The following is a 25,084-nucleotide window of genomic DNA, read 5'->3' on the forward strand; positions in this document are numbered from 1 at the left end:
CTTACAGAGTTTTAACTTTATGTCAATTTATTAACATATATTACACACCCTTTACTTTTTAATCATATCACTAATTATAGATAAAGTATAATGTATAATTAGTATAAAAAAGGTAAAATAGCTGATTTTATTGTATATTTTATTTTCTATATTGGAATAGTGGAGTTATTTATCAGTTTTTTCATAACTATGTTTAATAGATTGATATATAGTTATAACTATCAATATATTAGAGATTAATTTATCAGATTTAATAAATATTCAAAGATGGAGTATATTAAATTTATATAAATAATGTATAAGTTTGATTACATATTTAAATAATGTTTTAAATATTGCCCAGTTATACTGTTTGGATTCTTTGCTATCTCTTGAGAGGTGCCACTAGCTACTACTCTCCCACCATCCTCTCCTCCATTGGGTCCTATGTCTATTATATATTCAGCTGTTTTGATAACATGTAAATTGTGTTCTATCACTATTATTGTATTGCCCATGTCACGTAATTTGTGTAGTACATGTAATAGATTGTCTATATCTGCAAAATGCAATCCTGTGGTTGGTTCATCTAAAATATATAATGTTTTTCCTGTAGAACGTTTCGATAATTCTCTTGATAATTTTATTCTTTGTGCTTCGCCACCTGATAATGTATTAGAGGTTTGACCGATTTTGATATAGCCCATTCCTACACTTCGTAAAGAATCTAATTTTTCTTTAATTAGTGGTATATCTATGAAGAATTCATGTGCTTGGTCAACTGTCATGTTTAGTACATCAGCTATGGATTTACCTTGATGAGTTACTTCTAGTGTTTCTTTGTTATAACGTAACCCTTTACACTGTTCACACTTAACATGTACATCAGGTAAAAAATGCATTTCGATTTTTACATATCCATCTCCTTTACATGCTTCACATCTTCCTCCTTTGGTATTGAATGAGAATCTACTAATAGTATATCCTCGTGCTTTAGATAGTGGTAATCCTGCGAACCATGATCTTATATGTAGGAATAAACCTGTATAGGTTGCTGAATTTGATAGAGGAGTTCTACCAATTGGTGTTTGATCTATTTCAATTACTTTATCTATATGTTCTAATCCTGATATAGATATACATTTCCCATAACTACAGTTTGCGTTGTTTAATTTATTGATTGCATATTTATATAGAGTATCATTTATTAAACTTGATTTACCACTTCCAGATACTCCTGTAATACAAGTAAAAGCATTGAGAGGAATTTTTACATTGATGTTCTGTAAGTTGTTTTCATGAGCTCCAATAATTTCTATCCATTTATTAAAAGTTTTCTGCTTTTTAAAGTTAGGTATCGTCTTCTTATTGCTAAGGTATTGACCAGTGATACTGTTATTATTTTCCATGATTTCTTTTGGAGTACCGTGTGCAATTATGTAACCTCCATTTTGTCCTGCTTCTGGTCCTATATCTACTACATAATCTGCATTTGTAATTGTCTCTTCATCATGTTCTACAACAATTACTGTATTTCCTATATCACGTAATGTTTTAAGAGTATTAATTAACAGTGTATTATCACGTTGGTGTAACCCAATTGAAGGTTCATCTAACACATAAATTATTCCTGTTAGTCCGGATCCAATTTGTGATGCTAATTTTATTCTTTGGCTTTCTCCTCCAGATAATGTTGCTGATTCACGGTCAAGTGTAAGATAACCTAACCCAACATTTTTTAAGAATGTTAATCTTTTTATTATTTCTTCTAGTAATTTATATGCAATATGCTTTTGTTTTTCATTTAGCTTAGATGGAAGTGCTTTACACCATGATATTGCTTCTACAACGGATAATTTTGTGAATTCTCCAATGTGCTTGTTATCAATTTTTACTGATAATGCTTCTGGTCTTAATCTAAACCCTTGACATTCGCTGCATGTATTGATGGATAAGTATTGTTCAGCTAATTTTTCTATGGCTATATCTTCTTTGTTATTGAGAATATTCATAATGCCTTCAAATGGCTTATTTTTTTGGTAATTTGTAGATGTTTGTGTTTTGCTACCGAATAAAATTATATCTTTAATATTCTTATCTAGCTCTTTCCATGGTTTTGTTAAATCAACATTGTAATATTTTGAAAGGGATAAGATAATGCTTGCGTAATAATAACTAAATTGAGATTTAGCTTTGTGATGTAGAACTTTTATATCAATTGGACCTATTGGGTGTATTGCTCCTTCTAAAATTGACAAATTATCATTTATAACTAGGTTTTGGTCAATATTGTATTTTTTACCTATTCCACTACAAGCTTTGCATGATCCATATGATGTATTAAATGAAAATAATCTTGGTTCTATTTCTTCTATACTAAAACCTGTTTCAGGACATGCAAAATTTTCTGAAAAAACTAGTATCTGATTTTTATGATATGTTTCACTTTTACATTCTTCTGGCAAATCAAGTATTTCTATTTGAATAATACCATTACCTATGTTTAAAGCAGTTTTTATATTTTCAGTGATCTTTTCAATAGAATCTTCTGATACTAATATTTGATTTACAACTACATGAATATCATGACATTTATTTCTGTCTAGCGATGGTATGTTATTTATGTCATAAGTGATGTTATTTATTTTTAATAGTTTATAATGTTGTTTTTTTAGATCATATATTTCTTTAATATGCTCTCCTTTTTTCCCCCTTATTAGTATTCCTAAAATTGAAATTTTTGTACCTAATGGTAATTTAAATATAGTTTCTACTATCTGAGCAAGTGATTGCTTTGTTATGGGTAATCCTGTAGTTGGAGAATACGGAATTCCTATATTAGAATACATAATTCTTAGGTAGTCATAAATTTCTGTAATAGTTGATACAGTTGACCTTGAATTTTTAGATGAAAATTTTTGACTGATTGCAATAGTTGGAGAAAGTCCTGTAATTGATTCTACATCTGGTTTTGTACATAAATCTAAAAATTGACGTGCATAAGATGATAAACTTTCTACATATCTACGTTGCCCTTCTGCATATATTGTATCAAATGCAAGGCTAGATTTTCCAGACCCGCTGACTCCTGTTATTACAATTAATTTATTTTTTGGAAGATCTATGTTTATGTTCCGTAGGTTGTGTTCCTTGGCATTGCGTATACTAATAAAATTAGCCATATTTTAGTTTACCATATTAACTATTAAGTGAAGACATAGGAGTGTTAATAATATATTAAGATAAGTAATTTTCCAATTAATTTTAAAAATTGTAAAATTTATTTTTTTGTTTGTAATTTTGTTGAGGAATTTTTAAATTTAATCTTAGTACAATAATGTATTTGATGTATACTTTTGTACTGGTTACACTTACATTGTGCATATATCAGATGTTATTATACTCTGTTATTGGTATTCTTTTATGTTATCAGATGTTATGTATTATTGAAGACAGCGGAATTTTCTGATTGTTCTACGTGATGGAAATTATTGATGTCATTATCAAATGTAAGACGTGCTGTAAGTTTTACTTGGTTTAGTATTGCATTAATAAAATTAACTTCTGTTTTTTCTAGTATATGACTCGCTATATTAACGTATTCATTTATAATGATTACTGCATCTGTGTTAGAACAAATTAATTCACAAACTGCAGTTTTAATAATTGAAAGACTGATTAAATTTATGCGGTCTATAGACCATTTCTCGTTTAAAAATGTTGCAATAGTTGAGTTAATCGTATTAAAAGTTAACAACATTGTGTTCATGATTTTGATTAACAGTTGATTATCTATTTGTATTAAATCTAACACTTCTTTCATTTCATATAAGTAATCTATCAGGTTATCAATGTCATTTATAGTATAATTATTAAATATCATGGAATAAGTTCCTTGTATGGCAAGAAACCTAGTTGTTGTTTTTTTTGAATGCCACAATGGCTGATAGCATATGTTATCTTTCATAATGTTAACTTAAAAATTTATTGTGTAGCTCAATCATAGTTAATGCAGCTTTAGCAGCATTTCCACCAACATTTTTTTTATGCATGTCTGCTCTTACCATTGCTAGTTCTAAATTTTCAGCTGTAATAACTCCAAAACCCATAGGAACAGCATGATTAGCCGCGATTTCACTAAGAGACCCTGCTACCCCTTTGCAAACATAATAATAATGATCTGTTTCTCCTTTTATAACACAGCCTAAAGCAATGTATCCATCATATTTATATTTGTCACTCATTATTGCAAATACTATAGCTGCTGGTATTTCAAAAGAACCTGGAACATATACTACATCATGTTTTACAGGTTTTGAGTATTTTTTTAGTTGATCTACTGCTCCATCTAGTAAGAGATTTGTTATTTCAGGATAAAATTGTGATACTACTATTAGTATGTTATACTCATTAGACATATTAACTCTCCTGTTTTACTACTTTCTGAAAATTAAATTTTTTACTTGCATATTGCTTTATTATTAACTGTTGAATTATAGTAATTGAATTGCTACATATCCAGTAAATAATTAATCCTGCTGGGAATGATGAAAAGATGAATATAAAAATATATGGTAAAAACTTCATGAAATTTGCTTGAACTTTATCTTGATTTAAAGAATTACTATTATTTAGCTTTTGTTGAATTACCATGGTTATTCCTAATATAACTGGCAAAATTCCAATGCATATTGGAACATTGAATTTTAATAGTCCAAACATTGTTAATACATTTGCAGTATCAAAGCTTGATAGATCTTTTATCCATAAATAAAATGGAGCATGTCTCATTTCAATTGTAACGAACAATACTTTATACAGTGCGAAAAATACTGGTATTTGTATCAGTATTGGAACGAATCCGGACATAGGATTGACATTGTTTTTTTTAAAAATAGCAGATATTTCTTTGCTCATTTTATCATTATCATTTTTATGTAACTCTTTTATTTTTAAGATGTCTGGTTGTAAATATTTTAGTTTTAGCATAGAAACATATGCTTTATATGATAAAGGAAACATTATTAGCTTTATTACTACCGTTAATAATAATATAGCAAGTCCAAAGTTTCCTATAGCATCGTAAAAGTATTCTAATAGCAGGAAAACAGGTTTAGTAATGAAATATAAAACCCCAAAATCTACTGCTTTATCGAATAACGCAATGTTTAGGTTATCTTTATATTTATCTAATAATTTTAATTCTTTAGCTCCAGCAAATAAATAGCTAGTACTGGTGACTGTTTTGTTTGGATGTGCAATGTAATTATCATGACTAAAATCTACCTGAAAACGGTCTTCACTGTTATGTTTAGCATGCTTAACATGAAAGTTGACTTTACTTTTTTGTAAGACATTTGGTATTAATGCTGTAAACCAATATTTATCACCAATCCCAATCCATTGATTCTGATCATCATTTCTGTCTTGTGATTGGATTCTTATGTTTTTCTCTTTTGTGATTGTTTTATATGTCCATTCTTTAAGTGTATTACTGAAACTTCCTACAGCTCCTTCATGTGATATCCAATAAGATTTTTCTGTAGTATGTTTAGATCTATTAATTCTACCATATGGGATTAAATTTACTATGGAGTTAGTATTGTTTGTAACCATTTGTTCTATTTTGAACATGTAATCGTTGTCTAGTGTTATTCTAATTTTAAAGATAATGCCTTCCTTATTATCCCATGTTAAAGTTGCTGGATTATTTGGTGATAAAGTTGGTTGATCTGAGTTCCAAATTGAGGAGTGATTAGGTAAAGTAATTTTATGTTGAGGATCTATCCATCCAAATTCAATGAAATATACTCCTTCTGTTTCTTCTGGTGATAATAATATTATACCATCGGAATTGCTATCTGGTGTAACATGATAGTTTTTAAATATTAGATCGTCAAACTGTGCACCTTTTAATGATATTGACCCATGTATTTTTTTATTGGACAGATTCAGCCTTATATCAGTATTACTTCCTATGATTTCAGCACGTGTCTTGTGTGTGAAACTATCATCAATTTCTGGAATCATAGTATCAGAATTTGTATTGTCTTCTATAATGTGTTGTGTAGTGAAAAATTTATCGTATATAAACCTCCACCCAGTCATAATTAACACAGATAAAATAACAGCTAATATTAAATTACGAACTTCTACCATATTGCCTAACGAGCATCTTAATAGGGTTTAGTTTAGCATATAGCGCTGTTTAAATCAATAAGGCAATGTAATATAAAGTTAACTATATATTGGCATAAGTTATTGAGAAATATTGTATTGTTTAATATATAAAAAGCTTTTGTGAGATTTTAGGTAATGTATTGAGCAAAATATTATATAATCATTATCTTAATGGTTGAATTTAAATTGTAATTTTAAAGATATTTATTTAGTTGTTGTATTATATGTTTTAATGTGTATTGTAGGAATAATCTGAATTTTTGTGTTAAGTTTGTATTGGTGTTGTATGGTGGTTAAATAAGTTGAGAAAAGATTATGTTTTACTTAAGTATGTTTTAAGCTCTTGGTTTATAATGTTGCTTAATAGAATTATAGTGATTCCATTAGGTATTGTGAGAAATATAAAAAGCAGATCTCCTAATTGGGATATGGGTATTATATTTTTTGATAAACCACTTATTATTATTATGCACATTATAAGCGTTCTACATAGTCCAACATGACATGAGTTACCAAGTATATATTTCCAAGATATTTCACAGTAATATGAATATGTGATTATTGATGAAAATGAAAAAGCGAATATGATGAATGGAAATATCATATACTGACAAATTGGGCAAATATTAGAAAATATATTGTTAATTGTGATGACGTTGTGACTGCTGCTGATAGTGCTATAAGATCCAGTTAATATTACAACAATTCCTGTGATAAATGATACAAGTACAGTGTCAATAAATGGTTCAAGCATTGCAATACATCCAACTCTTGCAGGTTCAGTTTCATTTGTTGAGGAATGTATAATAGGGGATGTACCAACACCAGCTTCGTTTGCAAAAATTGATCTTCTAACTCCGGCAATAAGGGATCCTATTGCTCCTCCAGTCATGCTATTTCCTTCTAACATACCATGTATCATTATGTTGAATGTGGAAAATAACTGATCTGAATTACTTATAATAACAGCTGTACATATTGTGATGTATAGTACAACCATTATAGGCGATAATTTTGTCATAATTTTTGCAATGCGTGTTATTCCTCCTATTATTACTAATCCACTTAGTAATGTTAATATTAATACAATAACACTGCTGTTAACTTGATGAAAAGTGTTACTTAAGAGAACAGTTGCTTGATTTGATTGAAATGATATACCTCCAAAAGACATTGCTATTATCATTGTAACAGCATAAATGTATGCTACTATTTTTCCGGTTTTTGGTAATCCTAATTCAACTAAACCACATCTGATATATTGAAAAGGTCCTCCTATATTGTTTTTCTTTTCTATTAGATAATATTTAAATCCTAGAGTTACTTCAGCAAATTTTACTGACATGCCTAAAATACCAATTATTATCATCCACAGTACTGCTCCTGGACCTCCTGTAGAAATTGCTATAACTACTCCTGAAATTGTTCCTAATCCTATAGTACCAGATATTGCAGTGATAAATGCTTGAATGTTAGAGATGGTATTATTATCTTTTTTATTTTGTGGCTTAACTAGAACCTGTAGTGCATGTTTAAAAAGCCTTATGTTAACAAATTTGAATTTTAATGTACAAAATATTCCTAAATATATTACCCATAAGATAATTAATGGAATCCGAAATATTGTAAAAGAAAAAATAGACTCTAGTGTTCTAGATACATATGGAAAAAAATCTGTTAATTCAAGTGTTGTCATGATACAAAAATGAGATTGATCTTACATATTTATTTTAGTTTTGTTTTTGTACATAATATATATGTATACTGAACTACTTATAGGTATTGATAATATATACATTATTCCAAATACTGGAAATGTTAGCCATGGTTTTGTTATTGCAAATACAATAAATATACCAAATAGTAAAATAAATATATAAGATAAATTTTTTGGTATATAGAGATGTTTTGCTGAAAATGTAGGAATGTTACTTACTAATAAAAATGCAATGATAGCAAAATATATTGCTACATTATTTTGGTCTGATAAGTTTTCAACTAACCAATGATTGTCGTGATAATAAAATGTCAACATTATTGGAATTAATGATAGTACTGCTCCTAGTGGAGCAGGTACTCCTACAAAGAAAAATTTGTGCCAGTCTAATTTTTTTTCTTCATATAAAGACACATTGAACCTTGCAAGTCTAATCGACATGCACATTACAAACATCATTACTAGCATCCAACCTATGACTTTAATTTGTTTAAGTGACCAAAAATATATCAAGAAAGCGGGAGCAGCACCAAAATTTAAGAAATCTGCAAAAGAGTCAAGATGTGCACCAAAACCACTAGTAGAATTTAGTAACCTAGCAATCCTACCATCCATGCCATCTATTAATGCTGCAATGATAATAAACATAACAGCAGATTCCCATTTGCCAATAAAAGTGAATTTTATAGAAGTCAAACCAGCACATAAGCCTAATAAAGTTACTATGTTTGGAAATAACCTAGCAATAGGAAAAAATTTGCTGCTTTGTTCTTCTTTCATATAGGATGGTTATATAGATTTAACTGTTAACTGTTTAGGAGCTTCTTTTAGATATGCTAAAATGGTTTCACCAGCAATAACTGTTTGTCCTTTAAATACTGATATATGTGTAGATAAAGGTAAATATATGTTAACACGGCTACCGAATCTAATAATACCGAATTTTTCACCCAAGTTAACATTTTGTCCTTGATAAGCATTACATACTATACGTCGTGCTATTAACCCTGCAATTTGATCAAGAATGATTAAATGTTTATCAAGGTTAGATTCTATAATCAATCTTTGTCTTTCATTTAACTCACTTGACTTGTCTAATGATGCCGATATGAACCTACCAGGTATGTACTCTGTAGATTTAATAGTGCCTGATACTGGAATTCTATTTACGTGAACGTTCAGTATATTTAAAAAAATGCTGATGCATACTACTTGTGTAGAGCTGTCTATAGGAGAATTAACTTCTTTGATATCTAATATTAAGCCATCAGCTGGACTGGTAATTAAATTATCTCCTTCTGGTACTACACGTATAGGGTCACGAAAAAAGAATATGCATAACAATGACATAGCTAAACAAACTATTCCTAAGCTGCAAGAAATAGCAAATCCAATACAAGATGCAAGAAATGATATCATTATGAATATATATCCTTCCTTATGAATATTGTGGATCAAATTAAAAAGCATTACTCAACCTCAGACTTTTTGAAGAATTATAAACTTTGCTATATTTTATGCAATTAATATTTGATAAATTTTGTTTAATTTATAGTGATAATGTTGTAATTTTAAACATTAAGTTTAGTTGTTAAGATTTATTGATATTAAAATATGATCTTTGCTTACTATAATTAAGTACGCTAGTTTAAAGTTTTTTTGTACTTTACTCAAATATTGGATGTGTAAGTTTTGAATTTCATGCTAATTTAGTGAACTTATGCTGTGTGAATTTGATTAATCTTTAAATGAAAAATTTATAACTTGAGATGTTGTTTGTGTAAATGTTGAAGCAGTAATCTATGTTTTTAACATACTTATTATTAATATCTACTGTGATATTTCAATAATAAACGACAGCACTCCTTTTTCGCACTGCAATGCCTATAGTAGAGAAAAGAATTAACCAATTTACATTTGTATTAGCAGTATGTTATGATTGTACTTTTAATGCATATCTTTATTCTGTAAAATGCATTTGTTTAGATAGAGTATTTTCAGATTCTTTACACAGATTACAGTAATTAAAGAACCATTAAAACTTGTAAATCTTTGAACAGTCTTTGCAGATTTAGTTAGACTGACATTGAAAAGTTTAATGTCAAGTGATAAGTAGCTTATAAAAAAAATATGTTATTTAAGCTTATGTAAGCAATGTTTTATCCATTGTTTAGTGCATTTTTCTTGTAAAGTATTTTGTTTAAGTCTTTCATTTAAGAATTTGAAATCCACGTAGTTTGCATATTGATCTTGATTATTGCAACTATACACAAAACTTTCTTGTTTTGTTATTGGATCAATGTGTTTTTGTAAGCATTGAGCACATATTTCTTTCATCATACATTGCATAAGAGAATTAATTGAAGCTATAACTTTAACTTCTTTTTTGAAAAGAGTTTGTAATTGATTGAATATAGAATATGATACTGCATCCATCATATAGCTTGATCCAATAATTATAATTCTGTCTATAGAATGTAATGGTATGTCGCTAGTTTCTGATAAATTGTTGTTGTATTGAAGAATTGCATCTATGATATTGCCCTGATAAGATTTATCTTGGGTTCTTCTAGGTTCAATCTTGGTTTCATCACAACACCATACTACAGTACTTGATGATTCTTCTATAGATGATCTTTCAAATACATCTTCTACTTTTTTATATCCTGCAAAATATAGAACTTTGCAATTGTTTGATAATAATGCTTTGCCTATTGAAAATAACACTGCATTACCTACTCCTCCACCTATTAACATTATATTTTGATTGTGAGGAATTTCTGTTGGAGTACCAGTTGGCCCCATGAAAATGATTGGTTCATTTTTTTTAAGGTAATTGCATAAGTGACTAGATCCTCCTGTATTCAGTACTATAGTTGAGATTAGTCCTTTGCTTTTATCTACTGAAACTCCTGTTAATGCTATGCTTTCCATTGATAATTGTGTATTTTCTGTGTTTAAACTGTTGTATTCGAAGTTTTGTAACCTGTAAAATTGTCCAGGTTTAAAATTAGCTGCTGCAAGAGGTGCTAAAATGGTAAGTTTAGTAATAGTCTTTGTAATGTTTTCTATATCTATTACATATGCTTTTAATTTGTGGTTTAATGTTGTAAGTAAATTAGTATATTTTGATGGTGGGCACTGATTTAATACTTTTGTTATAATTGGATATCCATTTTTAGCGCTTGCCATTGCTTTAACGACACTTCCTCTATATGGTAGATGGAGATCTCCAAAAATACTGATTTTTTTGTCAGGTGATATGAATATGCTATCTTTTTTTGTGAATTTTGGAGATGTTGTTATTTTTGTACTTATGCCTTGTAAATCAAAGGTATGGGTAAAATCTTGATCCAATCCACAAAATTGTTGGTTTTCTTTTATACTTGTTAAGTTTGGTTTAGTACCTACTGCTATTATAATTGTTTTCGCATTGAGTGTTTTTTTGTTATTATACTGATCAGTAAATTTAATGTTGCTTATGTGATTGTACTGATCTGTTATCATTTCATATGGTTGTAGATTTTCTATAAAGTATATTCCTTCTGCAAGTGCATTGTTTATTTCATAGCTATTTAGTTTATAACTTGGTGCATGTAATAACTTGTTTCTATAGACAATAGTGACTCCTCCCCATGATTGTAATAATTCTATAATTTTTGCTTGTCTGTTTTCTATTTTTGCTAATGTTTTTTCTTTTCTTATTTGCATCGCATGATTTAAGAATTCGTTTGCAATAATTTTTTCTTCTTCTGTCCAGTTTTGTTCAATATATGATTTACCATAATTTTCTATCAGTGCTTCATGTCTTGTAAGAAATTTTTCTACTTGTAGTGGATAGTATGCAAGAGCTTCTGTTGCTGCATCTATTGCTGTTAATCCTCCACCTATAACAATGATTGGCATTCTAATTTGTAAATTTGCAATCGAAGTTGCTCTTGCAGCACCAGTAAGTTGTAATGACATTAGAAAATCTGATGCCATACGTACTCCTCTTGCTAAGGAGTTAGGTATGTTGATTATATTAGGACTGCCAGATCCTGTTGCAAGAGCAATATGATGAAATCCTATCTCGAAAGCATTTTCTATTGTTAATGTACTACCAAATCTTACTCCGCCATACATTGAAAAATTTTTTCTTCTTTCTAATATTAATCTGGCTATTTTTAAGTAGTTTTTATTCCATCTTGCTGTAATACCATATTCAGATACTCCTCCAAATCCATAAGGTGTGCGCTCACTTAAATTGTCATATAGTTCAGTCTCTACATTTTTAATTAAATTAAATTCTGTTTTTTCTCCGGATTGAGTAACTCCAGAAATATTTTCTGGAAGAGGTTCTATTTTAAGTCCTTCTATTGCAATAACAGTATGTCCATCATTTAATAAGTGGTGTGACAAGTTAATTCCTGCTGGACCTAGCCCTATAACTAGTACGTTTTTGTCTGTATTAGTTTTAGGTAATGGACGTTCAAAATTTATAGGATTCCACCTAGTAAGTAATGAATATATTTCAAATCCGTAAGGTAAACTTAGTACATTGTCGATAATTTGAGTTTCAACCATTGGTATATCAACAGGATCTTGTTTTTGGTAAATGCATGATTTAGTACAATCATTACAAATGTGATATCCTGTTAGGATGCATAATGGATTATCAATCATGATGATTGCTAATGCTGCTATAGGGTAGCCTTGAGATTTTACTAGATTCATTTCTGAGATTTTTTGTTCTAAAGGACACCCATGTAATTCTGTTGATAGTATTGATTTCTTAAATTCATTGTTGTTTTCTAATAATCCTTTTGAGCAACTGTCTTTATTTTGTTTATGGCAAAAAATGCAATAATGAGAATTATTTAAAGCATTATATAAAGTAGGTTGTTTGTGTGTAAGATTAAATCCATCTCTACGTTTAATGCGTTTTGATGTCATTGCAATTGTGTCATTATTAACAGTTTTTGTGATTGTTGGGACTAAGTTATAAACGTCTGTTTTGTTAGGTACACTAAATAGAATGCTATGTGATCCTGAATGTATCATATATGCAGCATATCTAGCTGTAATATCTAGTTTTTCTGAATGATTTTCTTTATCTTCTAGCCATAATAGTGTTTGTTTTGCAAATTTTTTGTCTTCAATAGGGAATAGGAATAACTCTCTTATTTGTTCTGTGATTTCTGATATGTTTAAGCTGTTTATATCTGGATATTTTTTTAAAGCATAACGTTGTATGAATAATCTTTTACATTTGTATATTTCTGAAAATTCTTTATGTGTATTCTGTTGTATTATTATTTCATTTTCAATGCTAAATAATTTTGATATAAAATCTTCAACTATATATGAAAGTTCTATAATAATGCATGATGTGTTATTAGATTTACTTTCATTATTTCGTTCTCTGATTAGTGTGTCATATAAGTTTTGGTTGTGAGATTGTAGGTAGCATAAAAATAGGTTATCTAGTTTTACTAAACCTTCTCTGGTATATAAATTCTGTACAGTAAGTTCAAAGTTTAACATATTTTTTAAAATTAGTATAACATATCAACTGATGTATGAAAATGCTATATTATAAATCTCTAGTACTAGTAGTATATCAAGAAAGAAGGAGCAGCACCAAAATTTAAGAAATCTGCAAAAGAATCAAAGTATACACCAAAGCCACAGTAGATTCGATAATCTAGAGATTGCATTCATGTTATCTGTTTGTTTGAAGAAAAAGTCATCTTATACATTTAGGGATATATGACTTGATCACGATACATTACATAAAGGACTGACTATAGTTGTGGTAGAACTTAGAAATGTTATGGAATAGTGTAAAAGAAATACATACATTAGTTATCAATTGTCGATTTCAAATAGAAATTAGTACAACAATAATAATAAACATAACAGCAGATTCCCATTTGCCAATAAAGGTGAATTTTATAGAAGTCAAACCAGCACATAAGCCTAATAAAATTACTATGTTTGGAAATAACCTAGCAATAGGAAAAAATTTGCTGCTTTGTTCTTCTTTCATATAGGATGGTTATATAGATTTAACTGTTAACTGTTTAGGAGCTTCTTTTAGATATGCTAAAATGGTTTCACCAGCAATAACTGTTTGTCCTTTAAATACTGATATATGTGTAGATAAAGGTAAATATATGTTAACACGGCTACCGAATCTAATAATACCGAATTTTTCACCCAAGTTAACATTTTGTCCTTGATAAGCATTACATACTATACGTCGTGCTATTAACCCTGCAATTTGATCAAGAATGATTAAATGTTTATCAAGGTTAGATTCTATAATCAATCTTTGTCTTTCATTTGACTTGTCTAATGATGCTAATGTAAATTTGCTAGTGTTATATAGAAAATTGTGATGCATAATTTGTTTATTAATGGTAAAAGTGCATGTTAATCTATAAATTATAAAATTGCTCACATCAATAAATGTTACATGTATCAGATATAATTAGTTGGTGTGGGCTTATTCTGTATCTTATCTAGAGTTATTTGGTTGTTAAATTTATTAGATGTTATAGGTATAATTTAAAGAATGAAGAGTATTATAGAATGCGTTTTTATTGTATGTGTGGTATAAACATTTGTAATCAATAAGGCGTTGATTTTTCTTGAATTACTTGTGCTTTAAGACTAAAATTTCAGAATTGTAATTTTTGTTTATTAAAGAATGGCAGAAAGAGGGAGTGATATTAGACCTGGGCATATATTAGAACATAATAATGCTTTATATCTGGTTGTAAAGGTTATGCATACTCAGCCAGGTAAAGGTGGTGCCTATATACAAGCTGAAATGAAAAACTTAAAAACTGGTGCTAAGCAATATGAAAGGTTTCGTACAGATGGAGATATAAAACGGGCTATTGTTGATGAGTCTGATTATCAGTATATTTATGGTGATGGCTCAATGATTACTGTTATGCACCTTAAAACTTATGAGCAAATTACAATTAGTAAAGATATATTGGGGGATAAGAGTATATATCTGCAAGATAATATTGTTATTACATTAGTATTTTATAATGGTGAAATAATATCTGCTAAAGTTCCAGATTATGTTACTCTTCGAGTGATTGAAACTGAAGCTGTGATTAAAGGGCAAACGGTATCCTCATCTTCTTATAAAGTGGCAATGCTAGAAAATAATCAACGTATTAGTGTTCCTACGTTTATTAAGCCTGGAGATAAGATAGTTGTTTATACTCCGGATGATAGCTATTATGAACGTGCTAAGGGATAAATATATTTTAGAATGCATTATTACAAGTATGGTGTTTTATTCAGCATATGTTGAATATGCAGTTGTTATATTTGTGTCTAAAAAAATTATAAGTAAACAGTTATGTAGCTGTTTATTGAGTTCTAAAATATGATTAATGGTTACTTAATATTATAAAACTGTATAAAAAAAAAGGGGTTGTAAATGTCTGTAATTTTTTCTTCTGTTACCAATATTATGCTAAAGTCGGTACGACAATCGTCTAGAGCTTTAATTAGGGATTTTAGTGAAATTCGGTATATGCAATCTTCTTATACTGCTGCAAGTAATTTTACTAGATCTGCTTATTTGAGGTCTAAAAAAATTATTACTGATGGGTTATACAATTACAGACAAGATTATGGTGTTGTCTTTGATGATACTAGAGATGTATCTGATGTTGGAGAAAATTTTTGGTTTGTTAATCCAATAGATAGTAAAACTAATTTTATAAGTTACTTGCCTTATTTTGCGACTTTAATAGCTTTTTTTCGTCAAGGAGAACCTGTTGCTGCGATAATTGATGCTCCGATACTTAAAGAAACATTTTATGTAGAAAGAGGAGTAGGTGCTTTTTCAGAGAATGTACAATCACGTTATATAAAACTGCATGTAGGTAATAAACAAACTGTCAGTAGAGCTGTTATTGATTTTGTCATTACACATCTTAGTATTGATATGATTGATAGTCAGCTTAATTCTCAAGCTGTTATAATACGTGCTATGGGATCTATGGCATTAGGATTTGCTTATTTATGTTCAGCATCTTATGATGCATTGATTTATTCTAATCTTAATAAGTATCAAGCTGCTGTTGGAAAGTTATTTGTTGAAGAAAGTAAAGGGAAGATAGTATGTGATAATGAGTTATTTATAGCTAGCAATTTTGCATTATGTGATTATTTAAGGAAAAAGTTTAACAGTGATAAATAGCTTAGTTTTTCTCTTAAGTTTATGAAGATAGTGAAGTTAGTATATAGTAGTTATAGCTTGTAATGTATTTTATATGAAGAAGAAAATTTGAACATGACAAATAGATTATTAGTCAGGTTGTTTATTAAATGAAATGAAGTGATATATGAAAGTTATTTTCGTAATTTGTCATTTTGTTATTTAAGAAATGAGTTTACTATATACAAGTAAGTATTGGTTTTACTATACTATTTTTCTTTTATGGTCATTTTATTTTTTAAGGAATTGCTAATAACATGATTATATGTTAAACGTTTGATTATTTTTAAATTATTTAGTTTGTCCTTTTATTATCCATTAGTTTGTGTGTTAGTAAATGAAAATTGATTAGAAAAGTTTTTAATTAGCAGAAATTATATCTAGTAGTCCATATGGTTGATTTATGAATGAATTTTAGTTTATCATAGTTTCTGGATACTAAATTAGAAACTCTAATGTAGTGATATTGTTAATTTTAAGATTTATATGAAGGATTATGTGCTGCTTTAAAAAATTTAGATAACGTTGTAAGAATTATCATTAGTAGTATATATGATTGATTTGTGAATAAATTTTGATTTGTTGTATAGTAGGTGAGGAACTCTGATTTAGTAATATGACTAATTTTAGCATGAAAGATTTATGTAAAGATATATACTATTTTAGAAAGTTGAATAATGGTTGGTAAATATTATACTGTAAAAGAAGATGATCAAGATGTAAGGGTAGATAAATTTGTTAGAAGAGTGTTAAAAATTCCTCAGTCTTTAGTAGAGAAATTTTTACGTAAAGGTATAGTTTTACTTGATAATGCAAAGGTAAAGTCTAATACAAGGATTAAAACTGGAAATGTAATTTACATAAAGTGTAATACTATAATTGGTGAAGAAATACACACTAAAAGAATTTGTAAAACTGACAGTTCTTATCTAATTAATTTGATTAGTAATAGCATTTTGTATGAAGATGATGATGTGTTGATTATTAATAAACCTGCTGGAGTATCTGTTCAAGGAGGTACGAAGGTTAGAATTAGCATAAGTGATATTTTAGATAAGATTAGAGATGGTGAATCTATGAGAATTGTTCATAGATTAGATAAAGATACGAGTGGGATTTTGATGTTAGCTCGTAATGCAAGAGCATCTAGGTTAATTATGCATGAGTTCAAGAATAGAAGGGTAGAAAAGAAATATTTGGCATTGACACAAGGAATTCCAAAAAATGATGTTGGTGAAATTAATCATTCCATTACCAAGAAAAAGCATAATTTTTATGAAAATATTGGTACTGGTAATTCAATTTTTCAAGAAGCTATAACTTCATTTTTTGTATTGAAGAAGTTACCTTATGATATTGGATTACTTGAATTAAAGCCTAAAACTGGTAGAAAACATCAGATTAGGATACACCTTTCACATATTGGATGTTCTATTATTGGGGATAAAAAGTATGGGAAGTTTTGTAATCATGTGTTAAATGATCACTTACAATTACATGCACATTTTTTATCAATTGATATAGGAAATAAAAAATTATCATTTACTGCTCCTATGCCAGATTATATGAAAGATACAATTATGAATTTAGAAAAATTGTTATAGTATTAATATAATATATAGGTAAAAAATTTTTATTTTGTTAAAAGAAATTGTGTTGTAAATGTACTATATTGTTATATTCAATTGTTGTAATTGAAAAAAACTTTAGTTTATTGGTTTGCATATGTAAATTATTATTTCTTATTATTTAATAATATTCTGTGGTTACATTACTAAAATATGTTAGTTTATATATAGATAAAAATCATAAAACTTATATACAACAAATGATGATGTAAAGTGTTATGAATTTGTTAATTCTATGTAGTATTATATGAAAGATGTATGTACCTTTAAAACATTATTGTAATGTAAGTTTTATGTATAAGTATAAAATTTTTCATTAAGAAAGATGATATAACAATGTATATGAGTATTAGGGATTGTTTTGTCAATTATGTAATGTGTTTCTCTATTAAATACTATTAATGGTTACTAAGGATATGAAAAATACATTATATAAACTTAGAAAAGTTGCGTTTATATGTAAAAATTTATAGTATAGAAAAATATTCTAATGATGTAATATAGGTGGTATATTTTCATTAAAATTAATCTGTAATATAAAAGCAAATACTTGTAAAATTCTATTGTAAGTATATCACAACTTTATTCCTTCCTGTATTTTTTGCTTCGTATAAGCATTTGTCAGCTCTATCTATTAATTGTTTGATATTGTCAACATCAGATTTTTGTACTTCTACTACACCAATGCTAACGGTTTTATTTATATCACCTATGCTTGTTTTAAATGGAGTATCTTTTATTACAGTAAGAATTCGTCTTGCTATTTGTTCTGCTGTACTAATTGTTGTATCTGGTAATATTACAACAAATTCTTCTCCACCAAATCTTGCAAGTAAGTCTGTAATACGTATATTATCTGATACTCGTTTTTTAAACTGTTGTAGTAATTCATCCCCAACAGTATGCCCAAATGTATCATTTACTTCTTTAAAATGATCAATGTCTAGTATCATTAAGGATAGGTTTTTTTCTTTCTGTAGTGATTCGTTAATGATATTATGGAAATGCATGTCAAAGTAGCGTCTATTATAACATCCTGTTAAAGGATCAGTTATAGCCATTGTCATGCTAGTATCTACATTTATCCTTAATGCATCTTGGTATCTTTTTCTTTTTACTTGTACATTTACTCTTGCAATCAGTTCATTGCTGTCTACAGGAGTTGTAATGTAATCGTGAATTCCTATGTCAAATGCTTTGCTTAATAATTTTGGATCTTCATTTTCATCAAGTAAAACTAAAATTGGAGTGTAACGTGTTTCAATTTTGTTACGCAGCTGAGAACACAACCTTAGCCCATCTCCAGAGAATTCCAGATCAGTAATTATTAAATCATAATTCTGTATGTTACTTAAATTTAATGCTTGATCTATGTCATGTGAAACTACAGTTTGTTGAAAGGACTTTTGCAAAATGTTGTTGATGTGTTCAGAGCGTATCACATCTTCATCTACAATTAAAATACTAGCATTATCAATTTTATTTGCGTAATCCATCATGTTATTGTTTAGCACACTCATATCTGCATTTGTTTTGCCTCTTAATCTTAATTCATCTATTACCATTTTGAATCTTGTTAGTGATCTAATTCGTGCAAATAGCGCTGTGTCATTTATTGGTTTTGTTAAAAAGTCATCTGCACCATAGCTGAGACCACTTACTCTATTGTCTGATGTATTGTCAAGAGCTGTGACCATTACTATTGGAATGTATGTTGTTGCTGGGTTAGATTTTAATCTTTTGCATGTTTCATACCCGTCCATTTCTGGCATCATAACATCTAATAGAATGATATCTGGATGTTTTTCTTCAGCAATTTTTATTGCATCCATGCCATTTGTTGCAGTTAGAACATTGTAATATTCACTCATGAGTTTTGCTTGCAACAGTTTAATGTTTGCAGGTAAGTCATCTACTATTAACACTTTTGCAGTCATAGGTTTTCTTTTACTTATTTGTTATCTTTTTTTACTTCATAGCTTTTGTATGTTTTGCCATCATCTCCTATTATTTCTTTAATGACGACGTTGTTGTTTTGTTCTTCTGTGCAATCGTTGTAAACTTTGTTAAAATAATTTAGAATTTCTCCTTTTACTTCTACAAATTTTTTGTAGTAGAACCCTAAACTTTTTGTGACAAGTGGCAGTTTTTTAGGATCAATTACTAAACATGCTACTAAAATTATAACAATAACTTCCGATATACCAACACCAAGCATTGAGAACTATTTTAATTAATGAACATATCAAGCGACTTTATTATAAGCATTAATTTACTTAAATCAAGTTGAGTTGTGTTGATTTCATTTAAAAAGTTGTAATACCTATTTAGCTTTTCTTGATTTTTTATATACCATTCTTGAATTATATCATTAATTATACTATCTACCTTATCTAACTTTATTGCCAAGGATAAAGTTGGTTCTGCTTGTTTTAGAATATTTTCTGTTATTGTAGATTGATAATCATTTAATTCGTCAAGTAGGTTTCTAATAGCAATACGTTGCCAATATGAAGAATTGTGTTCCATGTGTGCTGCAAAATCACGTATACGACTGAAATTTAATAACGATCTTAACTGAAAGTATATTTTCCCTATAGTTAATAGCGGTAGATTTGAACTGTTTGTTAGGTGTATTATATCAAGAGAAATAGTCAGGAATTTTAATTTTGTAATTTTTTTTGCAATTGATTTATTAATATTATATTCCATTAAAGAAGATAAAGTGTTGTTGTATATTTCTAAAGATTCATTGCATAAAATACTTTCTATATTTTCTTCAATTAAAGATATCTGGGATGATAATTCTTCTAATTTTGTATCTATATTTGTAAATTTGCACGAATTCCTGAGAAACCAGAATGTGATTTGCCCTATAAATTTTTGTACTTCTCTGATTAATGAAGTGTATATATTGATATGAATTTTGCTATCTAATTCGTCTAGTGTTTTCCATATTTCGTATAGGTTATATATGTGTGTTGTTATAACGTATATTTTAATTACATCTTCAACAGTGATACCAATATTTTCAATTATGTGATTAACAAAGATACAACCCATTCTATTGACTATGTCATTCACTATGCATGTTGCTAATATCTCTTTTTTTAAAGGGTGTTGTCTTATATATTGTGAAAAATTATCTCTTATGTATTGAGGGAAGTAAGATAATAAGTATTGTGATTCATAAAGATTGAGTAAATGACTTGAATGATGAAAAATATTGGAAAGCATGACTTCATTTTTTATGAAAGTTCTAGTGTATGCAATCAATATAGCAATTTGAGGGCAGGTGAATCCCTTCATTCCTGCACTCATTTTTGTAATTTCTTCATCACTTGGTAAGAATTCTATGTCTCGATTTAATACTTGAATTTTTTCTAAATATTTTAGTAATCTGTGATGTTGTTCTATTCTATTTTGTGCCTGTATACATTCTAACATTAAGGCTTTTGTTTCTAGTTTGTTGTGTGATTCTAAAACTATTGATGGAACTGCATCCATTATATCATCTAATATCTTATTACGTTCAGCTAAAGATATATAGTTATTTTTCATTGCAAGTCTTAAGCATATTTTAATGTTGATCTCAAAATCAGAACATATTACCCCTCCAGAATTGTCTGTGAAGTCAGTGTTGATTTTGCCTCCACTGTGTGCATATTCAACTCTTCCAGTTTGTGTAACACCTAAGTTTCCACCTTCTATTATCATTGCTGCTTTTACTTCAGATCCATTAATTCTCAGAGCATCATTAGCTTTATCTGATACTTCAGCATTAGTTTCTTGTGAGGATTTGATATATGTTCCTATCCCACCATTCCATATCATATCAACTTCTGCTTTTAATAAGTGTCTAATGAGTGTATTTGGAGAAACTTGGTCTTCTTCAATATTAAATAGTTCTTTTATTTCTGGTGTTAAATCTAATATTTTAGAATTGCGGCTGAAGACTTTGCCACCTTTTGAGATACAAGATTTATCATAATCTTCCCATGAGGAATTGGGCAAGTTAAATAGCCTTTTGCGTTCAAGGAAACTTTTTGTTGGATCAGGTGATGGATCAATAAAAATATGGTTATGGTTAAATGCTCCAATGAGATGTATCTTATCAGATAATAACATACCATTGCCAAATACATCTCCAGACATATCTCCAATACCAATTACTGTGAATGGTTCATTACGTATATCTTTATCCATCAGCCAAAAATGCCTTTGAGCTGCTACCCATGCTCCTTTAGCTGTAATACCCATTTTTTTGTGGTCAAATCCTATTGATCCTCCAGATGCAAAAGCATCTCCTAACCAAAAATTATATTCTTCAGAAATTTCATTTGCATAATCAGAAAATGTAGCAGTTCCTTTATCTGCTGCAACTACAAGATATGGGTCGTATTCGTCGTATTTTATAATATTATCAGGTGTAACATATTTATCATCAATCATGTTATCTGTGATGTCTAGTATACCACGCAGGAAGTTTTTGTAGCATTCTACTGCGGTGCTTTTTAGCAGAGCTCCATTTTTGGGTGGGCGTTTTAAGATGAACCCTCCTTTAGATCCTACTGGTACAATGACTGAATTTTTTGTCATTTGTGCTTTCATTAGCCCTAGTATTTCTGTACGGAAATCTTCTGTTCTGTCAGACCACCTAATTCCTCCGCGTGCAACTTTTCCACCACGTAGATGTATACCTTCAAATAGATTGGAGTATACATATATTTCTCTGAAAGGGCAAGGTAACGGTATATTTGGTACTTTACTTGAATCTAGTTTTATAGATAGATAATCTTTTCCTTGGTAATAATTTGTACGTAAAATTGCTAGAATCAAAGCATATATGGACCTTAAAATGTGATCATGTACTACATCTGTAATTTCTGATAATAGCTCGTTAATTTTACTTTGTATAGCACTGGATTCTTCGTTGTTGGCTAGTGTTGGGTTAAATCTAGCATTAAATAACTTAATAAAGTTGAGTAAGATTTTTGGATATTTAATAGCAACTTTTTGAGTATAAATTTGACTGTAGTTAAATGATACTTGCTTTAAGTATCTACTTAGTGCTCTTATTAGCATAACTTCTTTCCACTGTAAGTTAGCTAATATGACTAAGCTATTGAAGTAATCATTTTCTATTTCTTTTGCAAAGATTTTTTTAATAGTAGTTTCAAATTGTTGTTTAATATTATTATGATCAAAAGATTGTTTAGTATTTGATAGTATAAAGTGGTGTAAGTATATGGTAATTTTAGCTGTGATGGTATAGCTATGATGTAAGATTATATTTGTGCCCATTTTTTTTACTATATTTAGTATTTTTGAAAGTTGAAGATTGCTTTCTTGAGGTATGTATATTTTTAGTTGATAATGGACACTATTTTTTATTAAGTAAAGATCGGCTTCGCTAGTATTATATTTGCAAACCTGTTCTAATTTTGTAATATCATGATAAGCACTTTTTGGGTTAAAGTATTCTTGGTAACTTGGTGGAAATGCTGTTAAATATTGTAGAAATGGATTAATAGACCCTAAGTTACAACGCATGACATCTTGTAGTTTATCTTCCCATCTTCTAGATGCTGCGATCAATTTTGCTTCAATTTCTGATTCTGAAAAATTACTGAATAGCTTATCTTGTGCTTTGAGTATAAACTGTAATCTAACTAAATTGTACTCATTCAACATATTGTATTGATTATTAACAACTTTACCTGTAAGCATCTGTTCTAATATATAACTCATTTTATTTGCTAGTTCAGTGCTTGCTAATGCTTTAGGTACAAAAATGATGCAATTTACAAAACTGTGGTTTTGGTCTTTTATTATAAAAAGTTTTATCTTTGGATTATTGGCTAAGGATAATATACCAATTGAAATTTCAAATAATTCTTCTTCGGAAAATTGAAATAATTCATCTCTAGAGAATCTTTGCAATATATCAACTAATGCTTTGTTACTATGTCCACCTTTAGTAAACCCTGATTTCTTTTCTACAGCTTTTATTTTACTTCTAATGAGTGGAATGGCGTTTGCATCTTGAAATGAAATAATGGAAGCAAAAAAACCATAGAAACGATGCTCTTTTATCAAAATATTATCTTTATTAAATATTCTTAGCCCAATGCAAATCATGTATTCATGTCTATGTACTGTAGATAGGATATTAGATTGTATAATATATATATGTTGCTTAGATTTAGGTAAGTCTTTACTAAGTTCATCTGATGTGTTGATTTTCTGTAATCCGAGACTAGAGTTATTGTTAATTGATAATTTGTTTTGATCTACAATATATTCTTCATGTCCTAAAAAAATGAAATTATCTTTTCTTAACCATTCTAAAAATGTAATTTCTTCTTCTATGGAATTAGCATGAAAAGATTTCATTGCATTTAATGCTGAATCAAAATGTTGTAGCATTAATTTCCAATCGTTAACACACTGACTAACTAGTTTTAAATTTTTTTCTATTTCATGTTTAAGTGATTTATGAGATCCTTCATCTATGTGACTGATAATGAAATATACTATTGATTCTCTTGTTTCATCATTTGAACAAGATTGTGCAGATGATATTGTATGTATATGTTTGTCTTTACGTTCAATATTTAAAACGGCATTTGTATAGTGATATATGAATGCATTGTGTTTTTTTATTGTAATAATAATAGAATCTATTATAAATGGTAAGTTATCGTTTATTATTTCAACTATAGTTACATTCTTTGTTATATCATTATCTGTTTGTTCTGTGTTGAATACTTTGACCTTGCTTTCGTTATGTTGTTTCATTTTGACAAGTTCATACAGGTCACGCGCTATGAATAAAAAAAATTTATTATCTAGTGTTATGTCATTATCATAGGACGAGCTATAAAACTCTTTAATAAAGCTTTTTAATAGATGATCATCATCTTCTTCTATTAGTTCTAAAACTGAAATGATTTTTTGATTAAAGTTTTTATACATTTTTTTTAATTGTACTAGTTGACAATAGTAATAATAAATTATTTTCCTTAAAATACTATTATACTTCTTTAAGGTACAATGCAATTAATTGCAATTAATTTTTAAAATGCTGAATGTTAATTATTTGTAGTTAATTTTATTGGTATATAAGTTATAAAAAATTTAAATATAATGTTGTAATGTGAAGTAAAGAATTTATAAATTAATATTAAATACTATATATATTTAAAATGATTTGGATATACTACATTTTAATCTAACTTTTTTATTGCGAATGGAATTATAATAAATTATATAAGAATGTTGCTTGATTATTATTATAACTGTAATGTGTATTAGCTTAGGTGTTATTCTTTCTTAAGAATGCAG

The 25,084-nt window shown here is 28.5% G+C and carries 15 protein-coding genes and 1 pseudogene; 3 read left to right on the forward strand and 13 right to left on the reverse strand.

Annotated features, from left to right (window positions below):
* Window positions 1-308: 308 nt before the first annotated feature.
* The 10 genes and pseudogenes from uvrA to ECAJ_RS01565 all read right to left on the reverse strand — a co-directional run bounded on the left by uvrA (window position 309) and on the right by ECAJ_RS01565 (window position 14,345).
* The gene (gene uvrA, locus ECAJ_RS01525; RefSeq protein WP_011304415.1) at window positions 309-3,161 is read right to left on the reverse strand and encodes an excinuclease ABC subunit UvrA; all 2,853 of its coding nucleotides are present in this window, start codon (window positions 3,159-3,161) and stop codon (window positions 309-311) included.
* A 254-nt stretch (window positions 3,162-3,415) separates the two neighbouring features.
* The gene (locus tag ECAJ_RS01530; protein WP_044261961.1) at window positions 3,416-3,946 is read right to left on the reverse strand and encodes a transcription antitermination protein NusB; all 531 of its coding nucleotides are present in this window, start codon (window positions 3,944-3,946) and stop codon (window positions 3,416-3,418) included.
* Window positions 3,947-3,950: 4 nt separating this feature from the next.
* Entirely contained in the window at window positions 3,951-4,397 is a 447-nt protein-coding gene (locus ECAJ_RS01535; RefSeq protein ID WP_011304417.1) for a 6,7-dimethyl-8-ribityllumazine synthase, read from the reverse strand.
* 1 nt (window position 4,398) lies between these two features.
* Window positions 4,399-6,138, reverse strand: coding sequence for a membrane protein insertase YidC (yidC, locus tag ECAJ_RS01540; RefSeq protein WP_011304418.1), 1,740 nt, complete (start codon window positions 6,136-6,138; stop codon window positions 4,399-4,401).
* A 334-nt stretch (window positions 6,139-6,472) separates the two neighbouring features.
* A complete protein-coding gene (locus ECAJ_RS01545) occupies window positions 6,473-7,855 on the reverse strand; it encodes an alanine/glycine:cation symporter family protein (protein ID WP_011304419.1) in 1,383 nt (460 codons plus the stop codon).
* A 21-nt stretch (window positions 7,856-7,876) separates the two neighbouring features.
* On the reverse strand, window positions 7,877-8,656 hold the full coding sequence (locus ECAJ_RS01550; RefSeq protein WP_011304420.1) for a CDP-alcohol phosphatidyltransferase family protein: 780 nt from the start codon (window positions 8,654-8,656) through the stop codon (window positions 7,877-7,879).
* Between the two features lie 9 nt (window positions 8,657-8,665).
* Window positions 8,666-9,346 carry a phosphatidylserine decarboxylase gene (locus ECAJ_RS01555; protein ID WP_011304421.1) on the reverse strand — a complete coding sequence of 227 codons (681 nt, stop codon included), beginning with the start codon at window positions 9,344-9,346 and terminating at the stop codon, window positions 8,666-8,668.
* 663 nt (window positions 9,347-10,009) lie between these two features.
* Window positions 10,010-13,402 carry an FAD-dependent oxidoreductase gene (locus ECAJ_RS01560; RefSeq protein ID WP_011304422.1) on the reverse strand — a complete coding sequence of 1,131 codons (3,393 nt, stop codon included), beginning with the start codon at window positions 13,400-13,402 and terminating at the stop codon, window positions 10,010-10,012.
* Window positions 13,403-13,748: 346 nt separating this feature from the next.
* A pseudogene (locus ECAJ_RS05015) lies at window positions 13,749-13,907 on the reverse strand (CDP-diacylglycerol--serine O-phosphatidyltransferase); the annotation flags it as partial.
* Between the two features lie 9 nt (window positions 13,908-13,916).
* Window positions 13,917-14,345, reverse strand: coding sequence for a phosphatidylserine decarboxylase (locus ECAJ_RS01565; RefSeq protein ID WP_407918900.1), 429 nt, complete (start codon window positions 14,343-14,345; stop codon window positions 13,917-13,919).
* A gap of 225 nt (window positions 14,346-14,570) precedes the next feature.
* Between ECAJ_RS01565 and efp the strand changes: the two genes are divergently transcribed.
* The 3 genes from efp to ECAJ_RS01580 all read left to right on the forward strand — a co-directional run bounded on the left by efp (window position 14,571) and on the right by ECAJ_RS01580 (window position 17,713).
* Window positions 14,571-15,140, forward strand: coding sequence for an elongation factor P (gene efp, locus ECAJ_RS01570; RefSeq protein WP_011304423.1), 570 nt, complete (start codon window positions 14,571-14,573; stop codon window positions 15,138-15,140).
* 183 nt (window positions 15,141-15,323) lie between these two features.
* Window positions 15,324-16,091 carry an inositol monophosphatase family protein gene (locus ECAJ_RS01575; RefSeq protein ID WP_011304424.1) on the forward strand — a complete coding sequence of 256 codons (768 nt, stop codon included), beginning with the start codon at window positions 15,324-15,326 and terminating at the stop codon, window positions 16,089-16,091.
* A gap of 695 nt (window positions 16,092-16,786) precedes the next feature.
* Complete coding sequence (locus tag ECAJ_RS01580; protein WP_011304425.1) at window positions 16,787-17,713, forward strand: RluA family pseudouridine synthase; 927 nt, start codon at window positions 16,787-16,789, stop codon at window positions 17,711-17,713.
* A 584-nt stretch (window positions 17,714-18,297) separates the two neighbouring features.
* Here ECAJ_RS01580 and ECAJ_RS01585 read toward each other — a convergent pair.
* Genes ECAJ_RS01585 through ECAJ_RS01595 form a run of 3 tightly spaced genes read right to left on the reverse strand, consistent with a single transcriptional unit; the run spans window position 18,298 to window position 24,715 of the window.
* The gene (locus tag ECAJ_RS01585; protein WP_011304426.1) at window positions 18,298-19,674 is read right to left on the reverse strand and encodes a PleD family two-component system response regulator; all 1,377 of its coding nucleotides are present in this window, start codon (window positions 19,672-19,674) and stop codon (window positions 18,298-18,300) included.
* A 14-nt stretch (window positions 19,675-19,688) separates the two neighbouring features.
* Complete coding sequence (locus ECAJ_RS01590; protein WP_011304427.1) at window positions 19,689-19,955, reverse strand: Sec-independent protein translocase subunit TatB; 267 nt, start codon at window positions 19,953-19,955, stop codon at window positions 19,689-19,691.
* Between the two features lie 11 nt (window positions 19,956-19,966).
* Complete coding sequence (locus ECAJ_RS01595) at window positions 19,967-24,715, reverse strand: NAD-glutamate dehydrogenase (protein WP_011304428.1); 4,749 nt, start codon at window positions 24,713-24,715, stop codon at window positions 19,967-19,969.
* Window positions 24,716-25,084 lie beyond the last annotated feature (369 nt).

It is taken from the genome of Ehrlichia canis str. Jake, from assembly GCF_000012565.1.
Lineage (GTDB): Bacteria > Pseudomonadota > Alphaproteobacteria > Rickettsiales > Anaplasmataceae > Ehrlichia > Ehrlichia canis.